Source organism: Halanaerobiales bacterium (assembly GCA_035270125.1).
Taxonomy (GTDB): Bacteria; Bacillota; Halanaerobiia; order Halanaerobiales; family DATFIM01; genus DATFIM01.
This window is the reverse complement of the sequence record DATFIM010000203.1, coordinates 1-15857: the sequence shown is the minus strand read 5'-3', so window position 1 is coordinate 15857 and position 15857 is coordinate 1. Positions and strand designations below refer to the sequence as shown.

Genomic DNA, 15857 nt, shown 5'->3' with positions numbered 1-15857 from the left:
GAGCGAAAAAATGACTAATATTAATAAGAAAATTTATTATAATGGAAAAATATTTACTTCGGATCCAGAAAATTTGTTTGCTGAGATGATGATTATCGAGGGAAAAAAGATAAGTTGGATTGGAAAGGAAAAAAATTATGGTAAGAAAAAGTATAATACAGATAAATTTAAAAAAATTGATTTAAAAGGGAAATGTATTATTCCTGGCTTTATTGATTCACATATGCATGCAATTTATTTGGCCAGAGATGCAACTAAAATTGCCTGTCTACCTCCAAATGTAAATTCTATAGAAGAACTTAAAGAAAGAATTAAAGATAAGAAAAAAGAATTAAATAAAGGAGAATGGATAGAAGGTTGGGGGTATGATGAAGGAAAATTAAAAGAAGGTAGAAGTCCTAATCGTTATGATTTGGATGAAGTTGCTAAAGATTATCCAGTAATTATAACCAGAACCTGTAATCATATAGCTGTAGTTAATTCAAAAGCATTAGAAATTTTAGGAATAGATGAAAGTACTCCAGAACCAGGAGAAAATCAAATTGATAAAGATGAAAATGGAAAATTAACTGGTATTTTTCGTGAAAATGCAATGATGTTTTTAAATTCTCGTATACCTTCTAATAGTCTTGAGGAAGATGCAGAAATTTTAGCAAATTATGGTGAAAAACTTTTTGCTCACGGGATTACAACTATTACAGATAGTATGGCAAAAATTAAGCCAGTAGACTATTACAAAATGTATCAAAAAGCAATAGAAAAAGGTCTAAAACAAAGGGCCATTTTATATTATAAATGGGATGAGTTAAAAGATAATTATTTTATAGAAAAAACAAAAAAAGATTTAACTTCTCAAGTACATATTGGAGGTGTGAAGATTTTAGCTGATGGTAGTGTTTCTGGTAAAACTGCCTGGGTTAAACCTTCATATTTAGGGGAAAATGATAATTTTGGTTTGAAAACTACTTCAAAAAAAGAAATATTAGAGGCAGCTGAATATGCAAAAAAAAATGATTTACAACTTGTCGTTCATGCTATGGGAGAACAGGCGATTGATCTAATAGTAAATACCTTTTATAAGAAAGAAGATTGGCTATCTGATAGACCTTCTGTTAGGGTGGAACATGCAGCTATGCCCACCAAAGAAGCATTGAGGAAAGCTGCAAAAGGTAATATAGCTTTTGTTAGTCAACCAATTTTTATGTATGTAGAAATTGAAAGCTATCTAAATAACTTAGGTAAAACAAGAACAAAGAGGAATTATCCTTATAAGACAATTTTGGAATCTGGTATAAAATTAGCTTTTTCTTCTGATGCACCGGCAACAGCCTGGGCTGACCCTGTAGATTCTTTTACTGCTTTAAAATCGGCAGTGATCAGGAAGGCTTATGATGGTACAGATACAGGGCAGGATGAAAAAGTAGATTTAGAAACTGCAATAAGATTATATACAAAAGAAGGAGCAGATATTACAGGAATACCTAGGACTGGTCAATTAAAAAAAGGATATAAAGCTGATTTTATTGTTCTTGATAAAGATATTTTTGAGGTTGAGGAAAATAAAATTGATGAGGTTAATGTTGAAAAAACCTATATGAATGGTGAATTAGTTTATAAAAAATAAAATAAACTGAAAGGAAGATTATTATGGATTTGCTTTTATATAATGGTATTATAAGAACAATGGATGAGGATAATTCTATTTATGAAGCAGTAGGAGTTAAAGATGAAAAAATAGTTTTTCTGGGAAGTAATGAAAAAGCCAAAACACTAAATGCTGATAAAAAGATTGATCTAAAAGGAAAACTGCTCTTACCTGGTTTTATTGATACTCATCTACATATATTACATTATGCTCTTTCAGAAAGTATGGTTAAATTAACAGATTGTAAATCTTTAAAAGAGGTTATTAAAAAAGGAAAAGAACATCTAAAAAATGAAGGTTTGAAATTTGGCTGGCTTTTAGGAAGAGGTTGGAATCAAAATAATTTTGAGGATACAGATCAATTTGTTACTAAAGAAGATTTAGATAAAATATCTACTGAACACCCTATCTTTTTTAGTAGAGTTTGTGGACATATGGCTACAGTTAATTCAAGAGGGTTAGAAAAAATTATGGCTATGGATAAAGCAGATAAATTAAGTGAATACATAAATGAAGAGACAGGAATACTTACAGAATCAGCTGTTTCTTTAAAATCAGATCTTTTAGGTGAAATAACTGTAAAAGAAATAGAAAAATTATTGAAAAAAGCTCATAAAGATTTAAACAAAGTCGGTATTACAGGGGTGCATTCTGCTGATTTTAGTACTTTGCCAGCAGATAGTTGGGAGAAAGTATTAAGAGCTTATAAATCACTTGAGGAAAAAGATAAATTGACTGTTAGAACTTATGAACAATGTATGTTTGATGATAAAGATGTAATTGATGATTTTATTAAAAAAGGTTATAAGACAGGAGATGGGAGTGGATTTTTTAAAATTGGCCCTTTAAAATTATTAGCTGATGGTTCTTTAGGTGCAAGAACTGCCTACATGAATGAACCCTATAATGATGATCAGAGCACAAAAGGTATTTTGATATTTTCTGAAGATGAATTGAAAGAGATTTTTGAAAAAGCTCATAAAAATGGTTTGCAAATAGCTGTTCATGCTATAGGAGATGGAGCTATTGATTTAAATGTAAAATTGATAAATGAAATAAATAAAAATGAAAATGGAAATCCTTTAAGGCATGGAATAGTTCATGCTCAATTTACTAATGAGGAAATATTAAAAGAAATGAAAAAGGGAGAGATTTTGGCCTATATTCAACCAGTTTTTGTTTCTACTGATATGAAAATTGCTGAAGAGAGAGTTGGAAAAGATAGATTGAAAAAAGCTTATGCCTGGAAAAGTATGATAGATATGGGAATAAAAGTTCCAGGCAGTTCAGATGCTCCTGTAGAAAGTTTTGATATAATTGAAAATATTTATTATGCAGTAACTCGGAGAAGTAAAGAGGGAGAACCTGAAGAAGGTTGGTTACCAAAAGAAAAATTAAGTGTAGAAGAAGCTGTAAGACTTTTTACTTCTGAAGCAGCTTATGCTTCCTTTGAGGAAAATATCAAAGGTAGTTTAGAAGAAGGTAAACTAGCTGATATGGTAGTACTTGATAAAAATATATTTGAAATTGATAAAGATGAAATAAAAGATACTAATATAATTCATACTATAGTGAATGGTAAGATAGTTTAGTTTAAAAAAAGATTAAAAAAGGTACCCGGTACCATACCAGGTAGTCCCCGATATATGTCGATATATGAAGTGATTATCTCCTGACTAAATAGAAAAAAATGGAAAAAATAAAATAAAAATGATATAATTAATTTAAAACTAAGGGGAGGAAAAAATAATGCCTAGTAAAAAAAGAATATGGTATCCGGGGGCGACTTATCATATTACTAGTCGAGGAAACAGAAAGTCAAAATTGTTCAAGGATAAAGAAGATTATAAAACTTATCTTGGAATAATTAGAGGGACTAAGCATAAATATAATTTTAAAGTTTACACATATTGTCTTATGACTAATCATATTCACTTACAACTTCAAACAGAAGAAATAGAGATTTGGAAAATAATGAGAAGGATTAATTTGCATTATGCGAAATATTTTAATAATAAATATGATTTGGTTGGTCACGTTTTTGAAGGAAGATATAGATCAAGCATCATAGAAAATGATTATTACCAATTATTAACAAGTCGTTATATTCATTTAAATCCTGTTAAAGCTGATATAGTTGATGATCCTCAAGAATATTACTGGAGTAGCTATGGCTATTATTTAGGTATAAGAGGGAGTAATATTGTTAGTGAAAGTAAAATTTTATCTTATTTTGAAGGTGAGATCGAAGGTAGTGGAAGAAGACAATATAAAGTATACGTAGAATCTTCGATTTAGTTTTAGATTTTTGGTACCCGGTATGGTACCGGGTACCTCCCGGTTTTTGTCGATTTATGCTAAAGAAAGAGGGGATGAATTATGAAAAGTATTTCTAAGGTAGCACTTCGTATTTTAGCAATATATTTTTTGGTGGAATTTTTGAGTTCAGGCTTTCCTCAGTTGTTTGGAATTTTTAGAATGGGTCAATCAATAGGATATATGATGACAACAACTATTATATTATCTCAATTGATTAAATTATTAGCCGCTTTATATCTTTGGTTTGCTGCAGATAAAATTTCTAATTACTTAGTTAATAAAAAAGAAGAAAAATTAGAAAAAATTGATTATCAAAAGCTTCAGATAATAGCTTATTCTGTAGTTGCTATAGTATTATTAATTATAACTATCCCTGAGCTATTGAAATACTTACTAATGTCCTTTAGTAGCAGAGGTGGTGTTATGCCAGTAATGATGCGCGAGTTAGCACCTGTAGGGTTTAAAGTTATTATTGCTCTTTGGTTATTATTAGATACAAAAAGAATCACCAAAAAATTGGAATAGAAAAATAAAAATGATATAATATAATTGTAAATCAATTAATGAGGAGAAATATTATGCTTTCTAGTGAAAAGAAAACTATAATTATAGATTTTTTAAAAGAAAAAGTATCCCCTGAATTAATTTATATTTTTGGTTCTTATGCTAAAAATAGTGAAAGAAATAATAGTGATATAGATATAGCATTTTTGAGTGAAAAGAAAGTTGACGAATATAATTTGTTTTTATTAGCCCAAAAATTAGCAGAAAAATTACGAAAAGAAGTAGATTTAGTTGATATAAAAAAAGTTTCTACTGTATTTAAAGTTCAAATTATACAGGGAGAATTAATATTTAATATTGATAATTATAAAAAAGATAATTTTGAATTAACAACTTTTCGAGAATATGCAAAATTAAATGAAGAAAGAAAAGAAATATTAGCTAAAAGATGGGGAGATGACTGATATGCCTGATGATATCTTAATTAATAAAGATGAAATAATTAAGAGATGTATTAATAGAATTAATGATGTTTATGATGATGATTTTCAAAATTTAAAAAATTATACAAAACAAGATTCAGTTATACTTAATATACAACGATTATGTGAAGCTACTATTGATATTGCAATGCATGTAATTGCTAAATATGATTTAGGAGTACCACAAAGTAGTAGAGGTGCTTTTGAAATATTAAATAAAGAAGAGTACATTGATGAAAAGTTAGCAGAAAAATTAAAAGCTATGGTTGGTTTTAGGAATTTAGCAGTACATGAATATCGGAAAATTAATTTAAAAATAGTAAAATCTATTATAGAAAAAGAATTAGATGAAATAGAAAGATTTACTGAGATAATAAAAGATAGAATAAAACAAAATGGAAATAAATGTTAAATAAATCTTGTTATTTGAATTTTCATGTGATAAAATTAGATTATCCTAAATCAAGAGGTGAATAAAATGACTGATAAAAAATAAACATGGAAAAGCGTTTTGATAAAGTGGATAAAAATCTAGGGGAATTAGATTTGAAATTAGGAACAGTTCGTAGAATGGCAGGAGAAAATATGCGTGATATTGAAGTGCTTAAAAAAAGTACAATAATTAAATATAAATTACTATAATCATTTTACCCTCCTTAAAATAGGAGGTTATTTTTTTGCAGGTATATAATTTTTTCTGTAGAAATAAATATAATAAAGCTAAAAGGTGTGATAATATGACTGATATAAGTTCTGGATTACATGATAGGTTAAAAAAGACTTCTGCTATTTCTCAATTAGGAAGAGGTTTTGATGTAGGTGAGCTTAATGATTATAGTCATGAAATATGCCTTTATCTTCTTTTAAAAGTATTTCGCCGGGAAATAAATAATAATAAAAATCGGAGTAAAAATGACCTTATAGAGATGACCGGTCATATAATAAATGAGATGAAACTAGAATCTTCAATAGAACAGATAAGAAGATTGGTAGATGGGGTTTTATATTCTGGAGATCCCAAAAGACAGGCTCCTTTTTCAGTTATGTTATATGATGAAAATCTTCATAGCCACCGTGAATTTAAATTTCGCTATTTAGTTCCTGATAGAGAGGCTTCCAGATGGGAAGAAGGTGGAAGTACAGTTTATAGATTAACTGAAACTGCTCAGGAAATTATTTTTATAACTAGAGAAGTTTTAGAAGAATTTGGTTTTGATTTAGAACAATTTTATACTTTACAATTAATAAAAAATGGAAACTTTATTGAAGCTAAAGATAGTGTAAGTAATCTTATTGCTAGAGTTAGAAATTTAATAAAAAAAGAAAAGGATAGAACAGAGGATATACTTCGCAATCCATCTTTGATTTTTTCAGCAAAAGAAGAATCTAAGAGAATGAGTGAAGGTGAGTTAAAAGAACAATTTAAAGAGGAAAAAAAAGTTTTTGAAGATATGTTTAGCTGGCAGGATCGCCTTGAAAGTTTTCCTACTAAAAAGAAAAAAGAAGGTAAATTATTATTTGAAGAGCTTGAGAGAGCAAGAAAATTACATGATAAATTAGCAGAACTCGCCATTTCTAATTTATCTCTTGAGATGGAAATAAGAGCAGATAGTCCAGAATTATTCTGGAAAACTTCTAATCTCTCGTATAAAAAAGATTTCTGGCAAAATTTGATTTTGAAAAAAGGATTGCCAGATATAGAACTTCTTACAGACCTTTTGGCACCCTTGTTTTCACCAACACAGGAATTTATTTTTCCTCTAGATTGGGCCTGGGCAGAACAGCATCTTTATACATATATAGATGATTTTATAGAAGATGAGGAAGAATTTTTAGAAGAGGAAAAACCTCTAGAAAAAGAAGAAAATTGGAATTTGATTCTTGAATTATGGGAAGGGGTATTTTCTCAACTAAAGAAAGAAGGAAAATATCCTTTAAAAAATCTTGAAAATCTTTCAGAGGAAGAAAAAGAAAAATGGTTAAGTCAGGATAAGAATTTAGAATTATTTATGATGTTTATTATAACTGATATTAAATTAGAGGAAGTTGAAAAAGAATATTCTGGTCTTGATGAAAGAATTTTATTATATAATCGATTAATAGAAGAAAATGACGAATTTCGAGAACTGGAAACGAAGATTATCAAATCAAAACTTGATAACAGTCAAGATTTAATAAATTTGGATGATAATTTTCGTTTATCCCCTTATATACTCTATCTTGAGGAGGAAAAATAATGCCCTATAGTCGTGAACAAATAGAAGATGGCTCAGCGTTGTTTTTTAGATTATTAAATGAACAGATTATATCCATTGCTGATCCACTTGCAGATAAGTATCGGAGAGATGGTGAATTGCGTAATATTGTAAAAACTATGGCAGCTGAAGGTGGATTACATGTTTTTTCTACAGCACAGCATATACATCTTGTAAGTAAAGGTCAGGGGTCTAATTTTGCTAATTCATATACTCAAATGAAAGAAAAATATAGTGGTCTCAAAAGAAAAAAATATTTCTACCTGGCTAATATCATAATTTCAATATTTTTAGCTGAAGTTGATAAAGAAAAACATATTAGAATACGCTGGGAAGAAGAAGGTGTGAGTTATTACAAACTTGCTGATAAGGTAACAGCTATCCTTGAGTCCTGGCAAAAAAGACAGGAAGAAGAAAATTTTAGTGAAGAATGGTCAGTTGCTATAGAACAGGTAGCTGAACTCTGGTTAACAGAATTTAGTGAGTATAAAATGAGTCAAACAGAAGATAGAGTTGAGGTAACTCGGACAAAAGATAATAGATTAAGTTTTATTAATACAGCTTTAAAACCACTTGCAGAGCAAAGTTTGATTATTGATAATAAAGAAGAATTAAAGATCATCCCTAAACCTGTACTTTATGAGCGATTAGATGAATTATATCACAGTCAAAAGAGATATAAAGATTTTAAAGACTTAATTGAAAAAACTAAAGAAGAACAGGAGGCTAAAAAGAATGCCTAGATTAAATTTAATAAGGATTAGTGGAAATAAATATGATGGATTCAAAAAACGACATAAAAATTCTCTTTTTAGTCTTGCTCCTGATAAAAAAGGAGATCACAGCTTATTTACCCTACAGAATGGAAGTGGTAAAGGAGTAATGATTCAGCTTATATCTCAAATTCTTCTTCCTGGTACTGCCTGGGGAAAAAATAAAGGAAATAAGCTCGAAGGGATGTTTTATGATCGCTATAATTCTTTTCGTCCATATACCTTTCATGTAGGATTAGAATGGGATCTGGATAGTGATGAAGAAGATAAAAAATTACTTGCTGCAATTTGTGTAAGTGCACTTAAAAAAGAAGGAACAGATGAAGATGATGATAAAGTTGGGTTGAAATATTTTCTTTATACTCATGAATATAAAGGAGATAGTAAATTTAGTCTCAGGAATTTGCCTTTATATGATACAAGTGAAGAGAAAGCTTTAAATTATGATGATCTCTGGGGATTTTTACAGGAAAATAAATATTATTTTAGAACTTTTTCTAAAAATTCAGTTCGTAGCTTGAACTCAGATTATTATCAATATCTCGCAAGTCATGGTATTTATAGATCTGAATGGGATATTATGCGAACTATAAATCGTTCAGAAGGTGGATTGGAAAAATATTTTTCTCAAGCTAGAGATAATCAGGAGCTTTTTGACAAATTAATTATTCCAGCGGTCAGTGAAAGTATAAATAATAGAGATGAAAGTGAAGAAAAATCGCTTTTGAATATTTTTGTTAATAATATTAAAATAGCTAAAAATCTTCCTGAGCTTATTTCACGAAGTGATGACATTAAAAGACTTAATAATATGGTAGACCCACTTATAAGAGATGCAGAACATGGTATTACCTTAGAAAAAAGAAAAAAATCTATTCAAAATAGAGGGAATAATCTTTATCGTAGTTTGGAAAATAGGAGAATCTTTCTGGAAAATGAAATTAAAGAAAGTGAAAAGGATAAAGAAAAAACCGAAAAGAAAATAGGAAAATTAAATTTTAAAAAAGAAAATTTGAAATATGCACGTAAATTAAGAGAATTAGAAAAATATAGAGAAAAACAAAGTAAACTAAAAAAAGATTACAAACAATTAGAAGAGAAGATTGAAAAATTAGAAGATAAAGAAAAAAAGTTGAGATTAAATAAGATTTATCTTCCCTATAAGGAAAAGAAAAATAAATATAATCGAGTAAAGAATAGGATTGATAAATTAAAAGAGAGATTAAACTTAAGTGAATTAAGAGAAAAAATAACTAGTGTAAAAAAGAAGTTAAAAGATAGTTGGCCAGATTTAAAGGAAAATTTAGAAAGGACAAGTGCAAATTATTATTCTTATCATAATTTTTTAAATCAAAGAGAATCTCAACTTATTCAACGGGAAAAGGAAATAAAAAATAATATTGAACATTTACAGAGGAAAGTAGTTAATTTTGAAGAAAAAGAAAAAAGACTTAATAAGTGGCAGGAAAAATTAGGGGAACGTTTTAATTATCTACAATTGAGTTCACCTGCTTATATAAAAAAAGAACTTAAAGAAAAGATTAATGATAAAGAAAAAAGATTGAAAAAAATTGATAAAGAATTCAAAGAAAAAGAAAACAATCTCGAAGAAACAAGAAAAAAGAGTCATAAATTGAAGGTGAAACTCGCTAAATTAGAAAATGATTACAATAGAAAAAAAGAAGAATATAAAGAAAGAAGAACAGAGGAAAAAGAAATTTTTGCTCAACTAAAACAAATCCTTTCTTTAGGAAAAGTAAATGAAAGTTATAGTTTTAGAGATAAATATGATAAGGATTGGATTTCAGAAAAAAGTATGGAGGCAAAAAACGAAATTTCTAAAAAAGAAGAAAAAATTAAAAGTTTGGAAAATGAAAATAGAGAAGTGGAGATTGACCTTTCTTTAAATCAAAATAATTTCTGGATAGCAAATGCAGACCAAAAAAGATTATATAAAAAGATAAAAGCACTTGATATAGATGTATTTTATGGTAGTGATTTTTTGTTAAATATTACTGATAATAAAGATGAACTTATAAAAAAATATCCTTTTTTAATTCATAGTCTTGTACTTATGTATGAAGGAGATTGGCGAAAAGTTAAAAATAATTTAAATGAAGAAGAATTGTTACGTTCACCTGTTCCAATTTTTATTAATTATGAACAGAGAAATACAGTAAGTAATAAGGATTATTTAAAATTAATTCATGGAAAAGAATTGAAATTTATTTTTGATAGTGAAAGTTTTAAGAAATGGTATGATGGCTTAAGAAAAAAACAGAGTGAAATAAAGAATACTATTAATACTTTAAAAAATAAAGTTAAAAATATGAATAGGTTAAGTTATCAAAGTGAAGAATTAATTACAAAGGAAATGTCCTTTAAAATTGAAATGAAAGTAGAAAAAATGGCAGATAAAATAAAGAAAAATAAAGAAAAAATTAGTGAAGTTAATGAGAGAAAAGAAATACTAAAAAATAAATTAGATGAATTAAAAAAATTAAACAAAGATTTAAAAAGTCAAATTGAAAGAGATAAAAATGATTTAGAAGAAATTAATAATTTTGAAGAGATGAAAAAAGAGATTGATAGTGAAAAAGAAAAAATAAAAAAGGTGAAAAAAAGTCTTGATAATTATAAAGAAAAGCTAATAGAAATTAGTGATAAACAAAGAGATAATAATACATTAAAGTTAAAAATAGAACATAAATATAATGAGTGGAAAAAAGAAACCAAGAAATTTTTGAATAAATTAGAAGATTTCATAGATGAAGTAAATTTTCAGGAAAAAAAGAATAATTCTAAATTACAAGAAGAAGTAGAATTTTTTGATTATCGTGATTCCGAAACTAATTATTATTATCAGGAATTAGATGATCTGCAAAAAGAAGAGGAAGAAAAGAATAGTGAATTAAAATATTTGAGAAAAGAACGAAACAAACTCAGAAAAGAAATTTTAGAAAAAGAAGAAAATCTTTCAGAAATAGATGAAAAGTGGCAGGAGTATAATTTTACTATATCATCTTTAGAAAAAGTTAAGATTTCTTTAAATACTGTTCAAAAGAATTTGAAAATAACTAATTCAAAGTTAAAAAATATTAAAAGTGAAATAGATGTTCTTAAAGGAGAAATTAATACTACTAGTAAAGTTATAGATGAAGTTTATAATGAAATAAAAGAAAAATATAATAAAAGTCCTCGTTCCTTAAAAAAAGTAAATTTAGATCAAAGAGAATTTGAAATAGATGATGATTTAGAGGATAGCCGCTCATATTTGCATAAATTAAATAAAATGATTGAAGATTATAAAGATAAATTAGCCCAATTAAAATCATTAATTTGGAAATTAGATAGTTATGATCTTGAAGCTGAGAAAGGTGAAATAAATGATTTACTTAAAGAAAAAATACGTAAAGAGCCAGAAGAAGTAATTAACAGTTGGTTTAGGGAATATAAAGAAATAAAAGATAAACTATTTAATCTTAAAGAAAAAACTGAAAAAGATTTTTCTAAATTTAAAAGAAATATAAACGAAAGAGTGGAAAATAATAAACTTAAATCAAGTATTAAAGAGAAAATATTAGAAGAATTCATAGTGGATAATTATAATTTTAATTATGAAGTTTTAAATAGTTTTAAGGAATATTTAAATCATGAATTAAAGAAAATGAAAGATGATAAAGAGGAAGCAGAAGAAGCAAAAAAACAATGGGCAGAAAGATCGGCCATACATATTATTAGATTAGTTAATTCTATGAAAGATATGATAAGTAATATGGTCTATCATAATCAAAATGGCCACAGTTTTCCTCTAGTTAGACTTAAAAGAGATGATTTTTTGCCAGAAAGAGAAGAGGATATTATACCTGAGTTAGAAGAATATTTTCTTGAGGTTATAGATGATTTTGAAGAAAAAGATATTAATAAGATGACAGAATCAGAATTAGAAAAATATACTGGAGATGCAGCACTTTTTTCTCGAGTCATAAGAGGGCAATACCCTAAATTACAGGTATATAAAATGACTGAGAAAAATGAATTTTCATATGCTAGACCAAAAGACTATCATTATGATGATTGGGAAGCAGTAATTAAAGGAAAAGGGGATAGTCCTGAAGGTAGTGGAGGTCAATCACTTTCAATTAATGCTTTTATGATGATGATGTTATTAAATTATAAAAAACAAAGTTTAGCTCAGTCTAATCCCTGGACAGTTATGTTGCTAGATAACCCATTTGGTAAAGCTTCTGCTGCACATGTCTTAGATCCAGTTTTTGAAATAGCCAATAAACTTAACTTCCAAATTGTTGCCTTTGCTGCTCCTGAAATTGTCAAAACTGAGATCAGCAGAAGGTTCCCAGTCTTTTGGGCTTTAGAAATTAATGATGATGAGAATGGTAAAGGTGTAGTTGAAGGAGAGGTTATTTATGGTGAACGTGTTAAAAGAAGTTGATGAAAAAATTTAGATAGAGAAGTTTATGAACTGCAGTTGTAATTTTGCAACTGCGGTTTTTTTTATAAGAAAATTAAATTGAGAATTTTTCAAGGGAAAATATGTTTTATATATAAATATATGGTAAGAAAGAAATAATTTTAATAAAAAAATTCGAGGAGGAATAAAAATGAAATTTATTTTAATTTTAATATTATTATTTTTAAATATTCCATTATTCAAGTTGATTTATCGAAAAATTTTCATAGATAAAGATGATTTAAAAGAATCTGTTAAGTATTCTGTTATACCAGATATTTATTCTCTTTTTAAGGGCAATTTTTTCAAGGATATATTTGGGGAATTTAAATTAAAAGTTTTTTTAATTACCTGTATAATTATAATTGGTCTAGAATTTGTTATAATTAAAAATATATTGAGCATTTTTTAAATCGAGAACAGAATTAATAATCTTAAAAACATATGTTATAATATGATTAATGAATATATTTAGATTTTAAACCTTTGCTCAGAATGCAGAGGGAATATCTGAAGAAGAGGATCTTAAAAGGTGATTTATAATGAAAAAGTTACAGGAAAATAAAGAATATTTTTCTGATATATTTAAACAATTCAAAAAAGATAAATTAAGTCATAGGAAAAGATTTTATTTAAATGATCTTAAAAATTATATTATAAAAAAGGTTAATGGGGTTGAAGCTTATTCAAAAATAGGGGGCTATAAAACTTTATATAAACTTTTAAAAGATAAAGAAAAAGCTGATGAAATTAGAGCCATAAAAAGTTCTTCTTTAAATGATAGGAATCCACCTTTAAAAAAGAGGTGGGAGTTAGTTAAAGATAAAAAAGAAAAATGGGATAAAAGAGAAATATTCTGTCTTTCTTCAAAACTGGATTTAAGCTATTATTTAAAAAGACCAGATTTGCAAAATACTAAACTTCTGGAAAAGCTTAAGAAAGTTTATCTGTTTCTTAAAGAAAAAGATGAACGAGAATGGGCCAGCCGTGAGGAAAGATCCCTAGAACTTTTTGATGATGAAAAATTTTTGTCAAGAAAAGAAGGCAGAAGATTTTTGAGGAGATTAAAACTTTCCCTTGCTGACTTGAAAGCGGAAAAATATAGCCAGATGTTTGTTTATTGGAAAAACAATATTAAGATAAAAAAAGTACTTATTCTAGAGAATCATTCTATTTTTATAAGTTGTAAAAGAGCATTAAGTGATGACATTCCCCTGTTTTCTTTTTCTCCTGATACTTTAATTTATGGTTCAGGTAAACATATCGTAAAAAGCCTTTCTTTTCTGAAGGAAATAGCTGACATAAATGAAGTTGAAATTTATTATGTAGGTGATATAGACCCTGCTGGTTTTTCAATTTATCATTTTCTTAAAGAGAAATATGAAGACTTTAATTTGCAGTTATTTAAAGAATTTTATAGAGAAATGATAAAAAGAGGTAACAAAGGTTATGAAATAAAAACTGAACAAAATAAAAACAAAGTTGTTTTAGATACTATTTTAAAAGAATTTAAGGTCAAAAAAGACAAGAATTTTAGAGAGACAATAAAATATTTATGGGAAAATAATCTGCGAATTCCCCAGGAAGTTATAACTTATGAGGTTTTAAAAGGGGAATATAATATTTAAGGAGACTTTATTAATGTTAGAAAAAGCTAAAAAGATATTGAAAAAGTATTATGGGTTTCAAAAATTTAAAGAAGGTCAAAAAGAAGTTATTGAAAGTATTTTAAATAAAAAAGATACGGTAGCAATTATGCCTACTGGTTCAGGAAAGTCATTGTGTTATCAAATACCGGCAGTTATTTTTTCTGGAGTTACGATTGTTATATCTCCTTTGATTTCACTTATGAAAGATCAGGTAGATGCTTTAGAAGGAATGGGAATGGCTGCAACATATATAAATAGTTCTATTAATTATAGTGAAGTGGAGGAACGTTTTCAGCAAACAGCTAAGGGAAAATATAAACTGCTTTATGTTGCGCCAGAAAGGTTAAAATCTTCGAAGTTTCTTAGTTTATTAGAAACAATTAATATTTCAATGGTGGCTATTGATGAAGCACATTGTGTATCACAATGGGGACATGATTTTAGACCCAGTTATTTATATATTTCTAAAATAATAAATCAATTTTCTAATAGACCTGTAATCTCAGCTTTTACTGCTACTGCAACTCCAGAAGTAAAGGAAGATATCAGTAAGCAGTTAAGTATGATTAAACCTAATGTCTATACTACAGGTTTTGATCGAGAGAATTTATCTTTTAAACTTAGAAGAGGTATTGATAAAGATCAATTTATTTTAGATTATGTTGCTGTTAATAATGATGTGCCTGGGATAATATATACTGCTACAAGAAAAGAGGTTGATAGAATAGATAAACTTTTATCAGAAGCAGGTTATAAAACTGGTCGTTATCATGCTGGATTATCTGATCAGGAGCGTGAAGAAGCTCAAGAAGATTTTTTGTATGATAATATTAATATTGTCATTGCAACAAATGCTTTTGGAATGGGAATAGACAAGTCTAATGTCCGTTATGTAATTCATTATAATATGCCAAAAAACATTGAATCATATTATCAAGAAGCAGGTAGAGCAGGACGAGATGGCGAGCCAGCTGATTGTATTTTGCTTTATGCTCCTCATGATAAACACATTCAAAAATTTCTTATTGATCAAACTGAAACCAGTCAGGATAGGAAAGAAAAACATTTGAATAAATTAAAGGAGATGGTTGATTATTGTCATACCTCAAAGTGTCTGCGAGGATATATTCTAGATTATTTTGATGATGATCAAAATCTAGATTATTGTGATAACTGCAGTAACTGTAATGATGAGCGAGAACAGGTTGATATTACAGTAAAAGCTCAAAAGATTTTGTCATGTGTATATAGATTAAATGAAAGATGGGGAATGTCTGTTACGGCTAAAGTGCTGGCAGGTTCTAAAAGTAAAAAAGTACTAAAGAATAATTTAAATGAGGTTTCAACATATGGAATTATGTCAGAATATACTATAAAAGCTATAAAAGATATGATAAATTTGCTGATTGCTGATAAATTTTTAAGTCAATCAGGTGGTAAATATCCAGTTTTAGAATTAAATCAAAAATCTTATCAGGTTTTAAAAGGGGAAGAAGAAGTTTATCAACGCCTTGAAAAAGAACAACAAAAGGTCAGCAGTGATAGCGAACTTTTTGGCATTTTACGTTCATTAAGAAAAAAGATATCAGAAGAAGAAAATGTTCCACCATATATAGTTTTTCATGATAGTACTTTAAAAGAAATGTGTAAATATTATCCTATGACCGAAAATACAATGTTAAATATAAGTGGAGTGGGAGAAGTTAAGTACAAGAAATATGGAGAGTTATTTATGGAAAAAATCAAAAAATATCTTGAT

12 protein-coding genes are annotated in these 15857 nt (G+C 27.7%); all 12 read left to right on the top strand.

The annotated features are described in order from the left end of the window. Window positions 1-10 precede the first annotated feature (10 nt). Window positions 11-1624, top strand: a complete 1614-nt coding sequence (locus tag VJ881_10260; GenBank protein ID HKL76436.1) for an amidohydrolase — start codon at window positions 11-13, stop codon at window positions 1622-1624. Between the two features lie 23 nt (window positions 1625-1647). Further along, window positions 1648-3237 (top strand): amidohydrolase, encoded by a 1590-nt coding sequence (locus VJ881_10255; GenBank protein ID HKL76435.1) that lies wholly within the window; start codon window positions 1648-1650, stop codon window positions 3235-3237. Between the two features lie 157 nt (window positions 3238-3394). Beyond that, window positions 3395-3943 (top strand): transposase, encoded by a 549-nt coding sequence (locus VJ881_10250; GenBank protein HKL76434.1) that lies wholly within the window; start codon window positions 3395-3397, stop codon window positions 3941-3943. Window positions 3944-4024: 81 nt separating this feature from the next. After that, window positions 4025-4489: a hypothetical protein gene (locus VJ881_10245; GenBank protein ID HKL76433.1), complete on the top strand. Its 465-nt coding sequence runs from the start codon at window positions 4025-4027 to the stop codon at window positions 4487-4489. A 53-nt stretch (window positions 4490-4542) separates the two neighbouring features. Then, window positions 4543-4932: a nucleotidyltransferase domain-containing protein gene (locus tag VJ881_10240; protein ID HKL76432.1), complete on the top strand. Its 390-nt coding sequence runs from the start codon at window positions 4543-4545 to the stop codon at window positions 4930-4932. A 1-nt stretch (window position 4933) separates the two neighbouring features. Then, entirely contained in the window at window positions 4934-5362 is a 429-nt protein-coding gene (locus VJ881_10235) for a DUF86 domain-containing protein (GenBank protein ID HKL76431.1), read from the top strand. Between the two features lie 265 nt (window positions 5363-5627). Beyond that, window positions 5628-7187 (top strand): hypothetical protein, encoded by a 1560-nt coding sequence (locus VJ881_10230; protein HKL76430.1) that lies wholly within the window; start codon window positions 5628-5630, stop codon window positions 7185-7187. After that, the gene (locus VJ881_10225) at window positions 7187-7948 is read left to right on the top strand and encodes a DUF6063 family protein (protein HKL76429.1); all 762 of its coding nucleotides are present in this window, start codon (window positions 7187-7189) and stop codon (window positions 7946-7948) included. The genes VJ881_10230 and VJ881_10225 overlap by 1 nt, the downstream gene beginning before the upstream one ends. Continuing rightward, window positions 7941-12431 (top strand): hypothetical protein, encoded by a 4491-nt coding sequence (locus tag VJ881_10220; GenBank protein HKL76428.1) that lies wholly within the window; start codon window positions 7941-7943, stop codon window positions 12429-12431. Before VJ881_10225 ends, VJ881_10220 begins: the two co-directional genes overlap by 8 nt. A gap of 169 nt (window positions 12432-12600) precedes the next feature. Next, on the top strand, window positions 12601-12861 hold the full coding sequence (locus tag VJ881_10215; protein ID HKL76427.1) for a hypothetical protein: 261 nt from the start codon (window positions 12601-12603) through the stop codon (window positions 12859-12861). Window positions 12862-12991: 130 nt separating this feature from the next. Then, window positions 12992-14077, top strand: a complete 1086-nt coding sequence (locus VJ881_10210) for a Wadjet anti-phage system protein JetD domain-containing protein (protein ID HKL76426.1) — start codon at window positions 12992-12994, stop codon at window positions 14075-14077. A 13-nt stretch (window positions 14078-14090) separates the two neighbouring features. After that, a partial coding sequence (gene recQ, locus VJ881_10205; GenBank protein ID HKL76425.1) for a DNA helicase RecQ occupies window positions 14091-15857 on the top strand: 1767 nt, incomplete at its 3' end.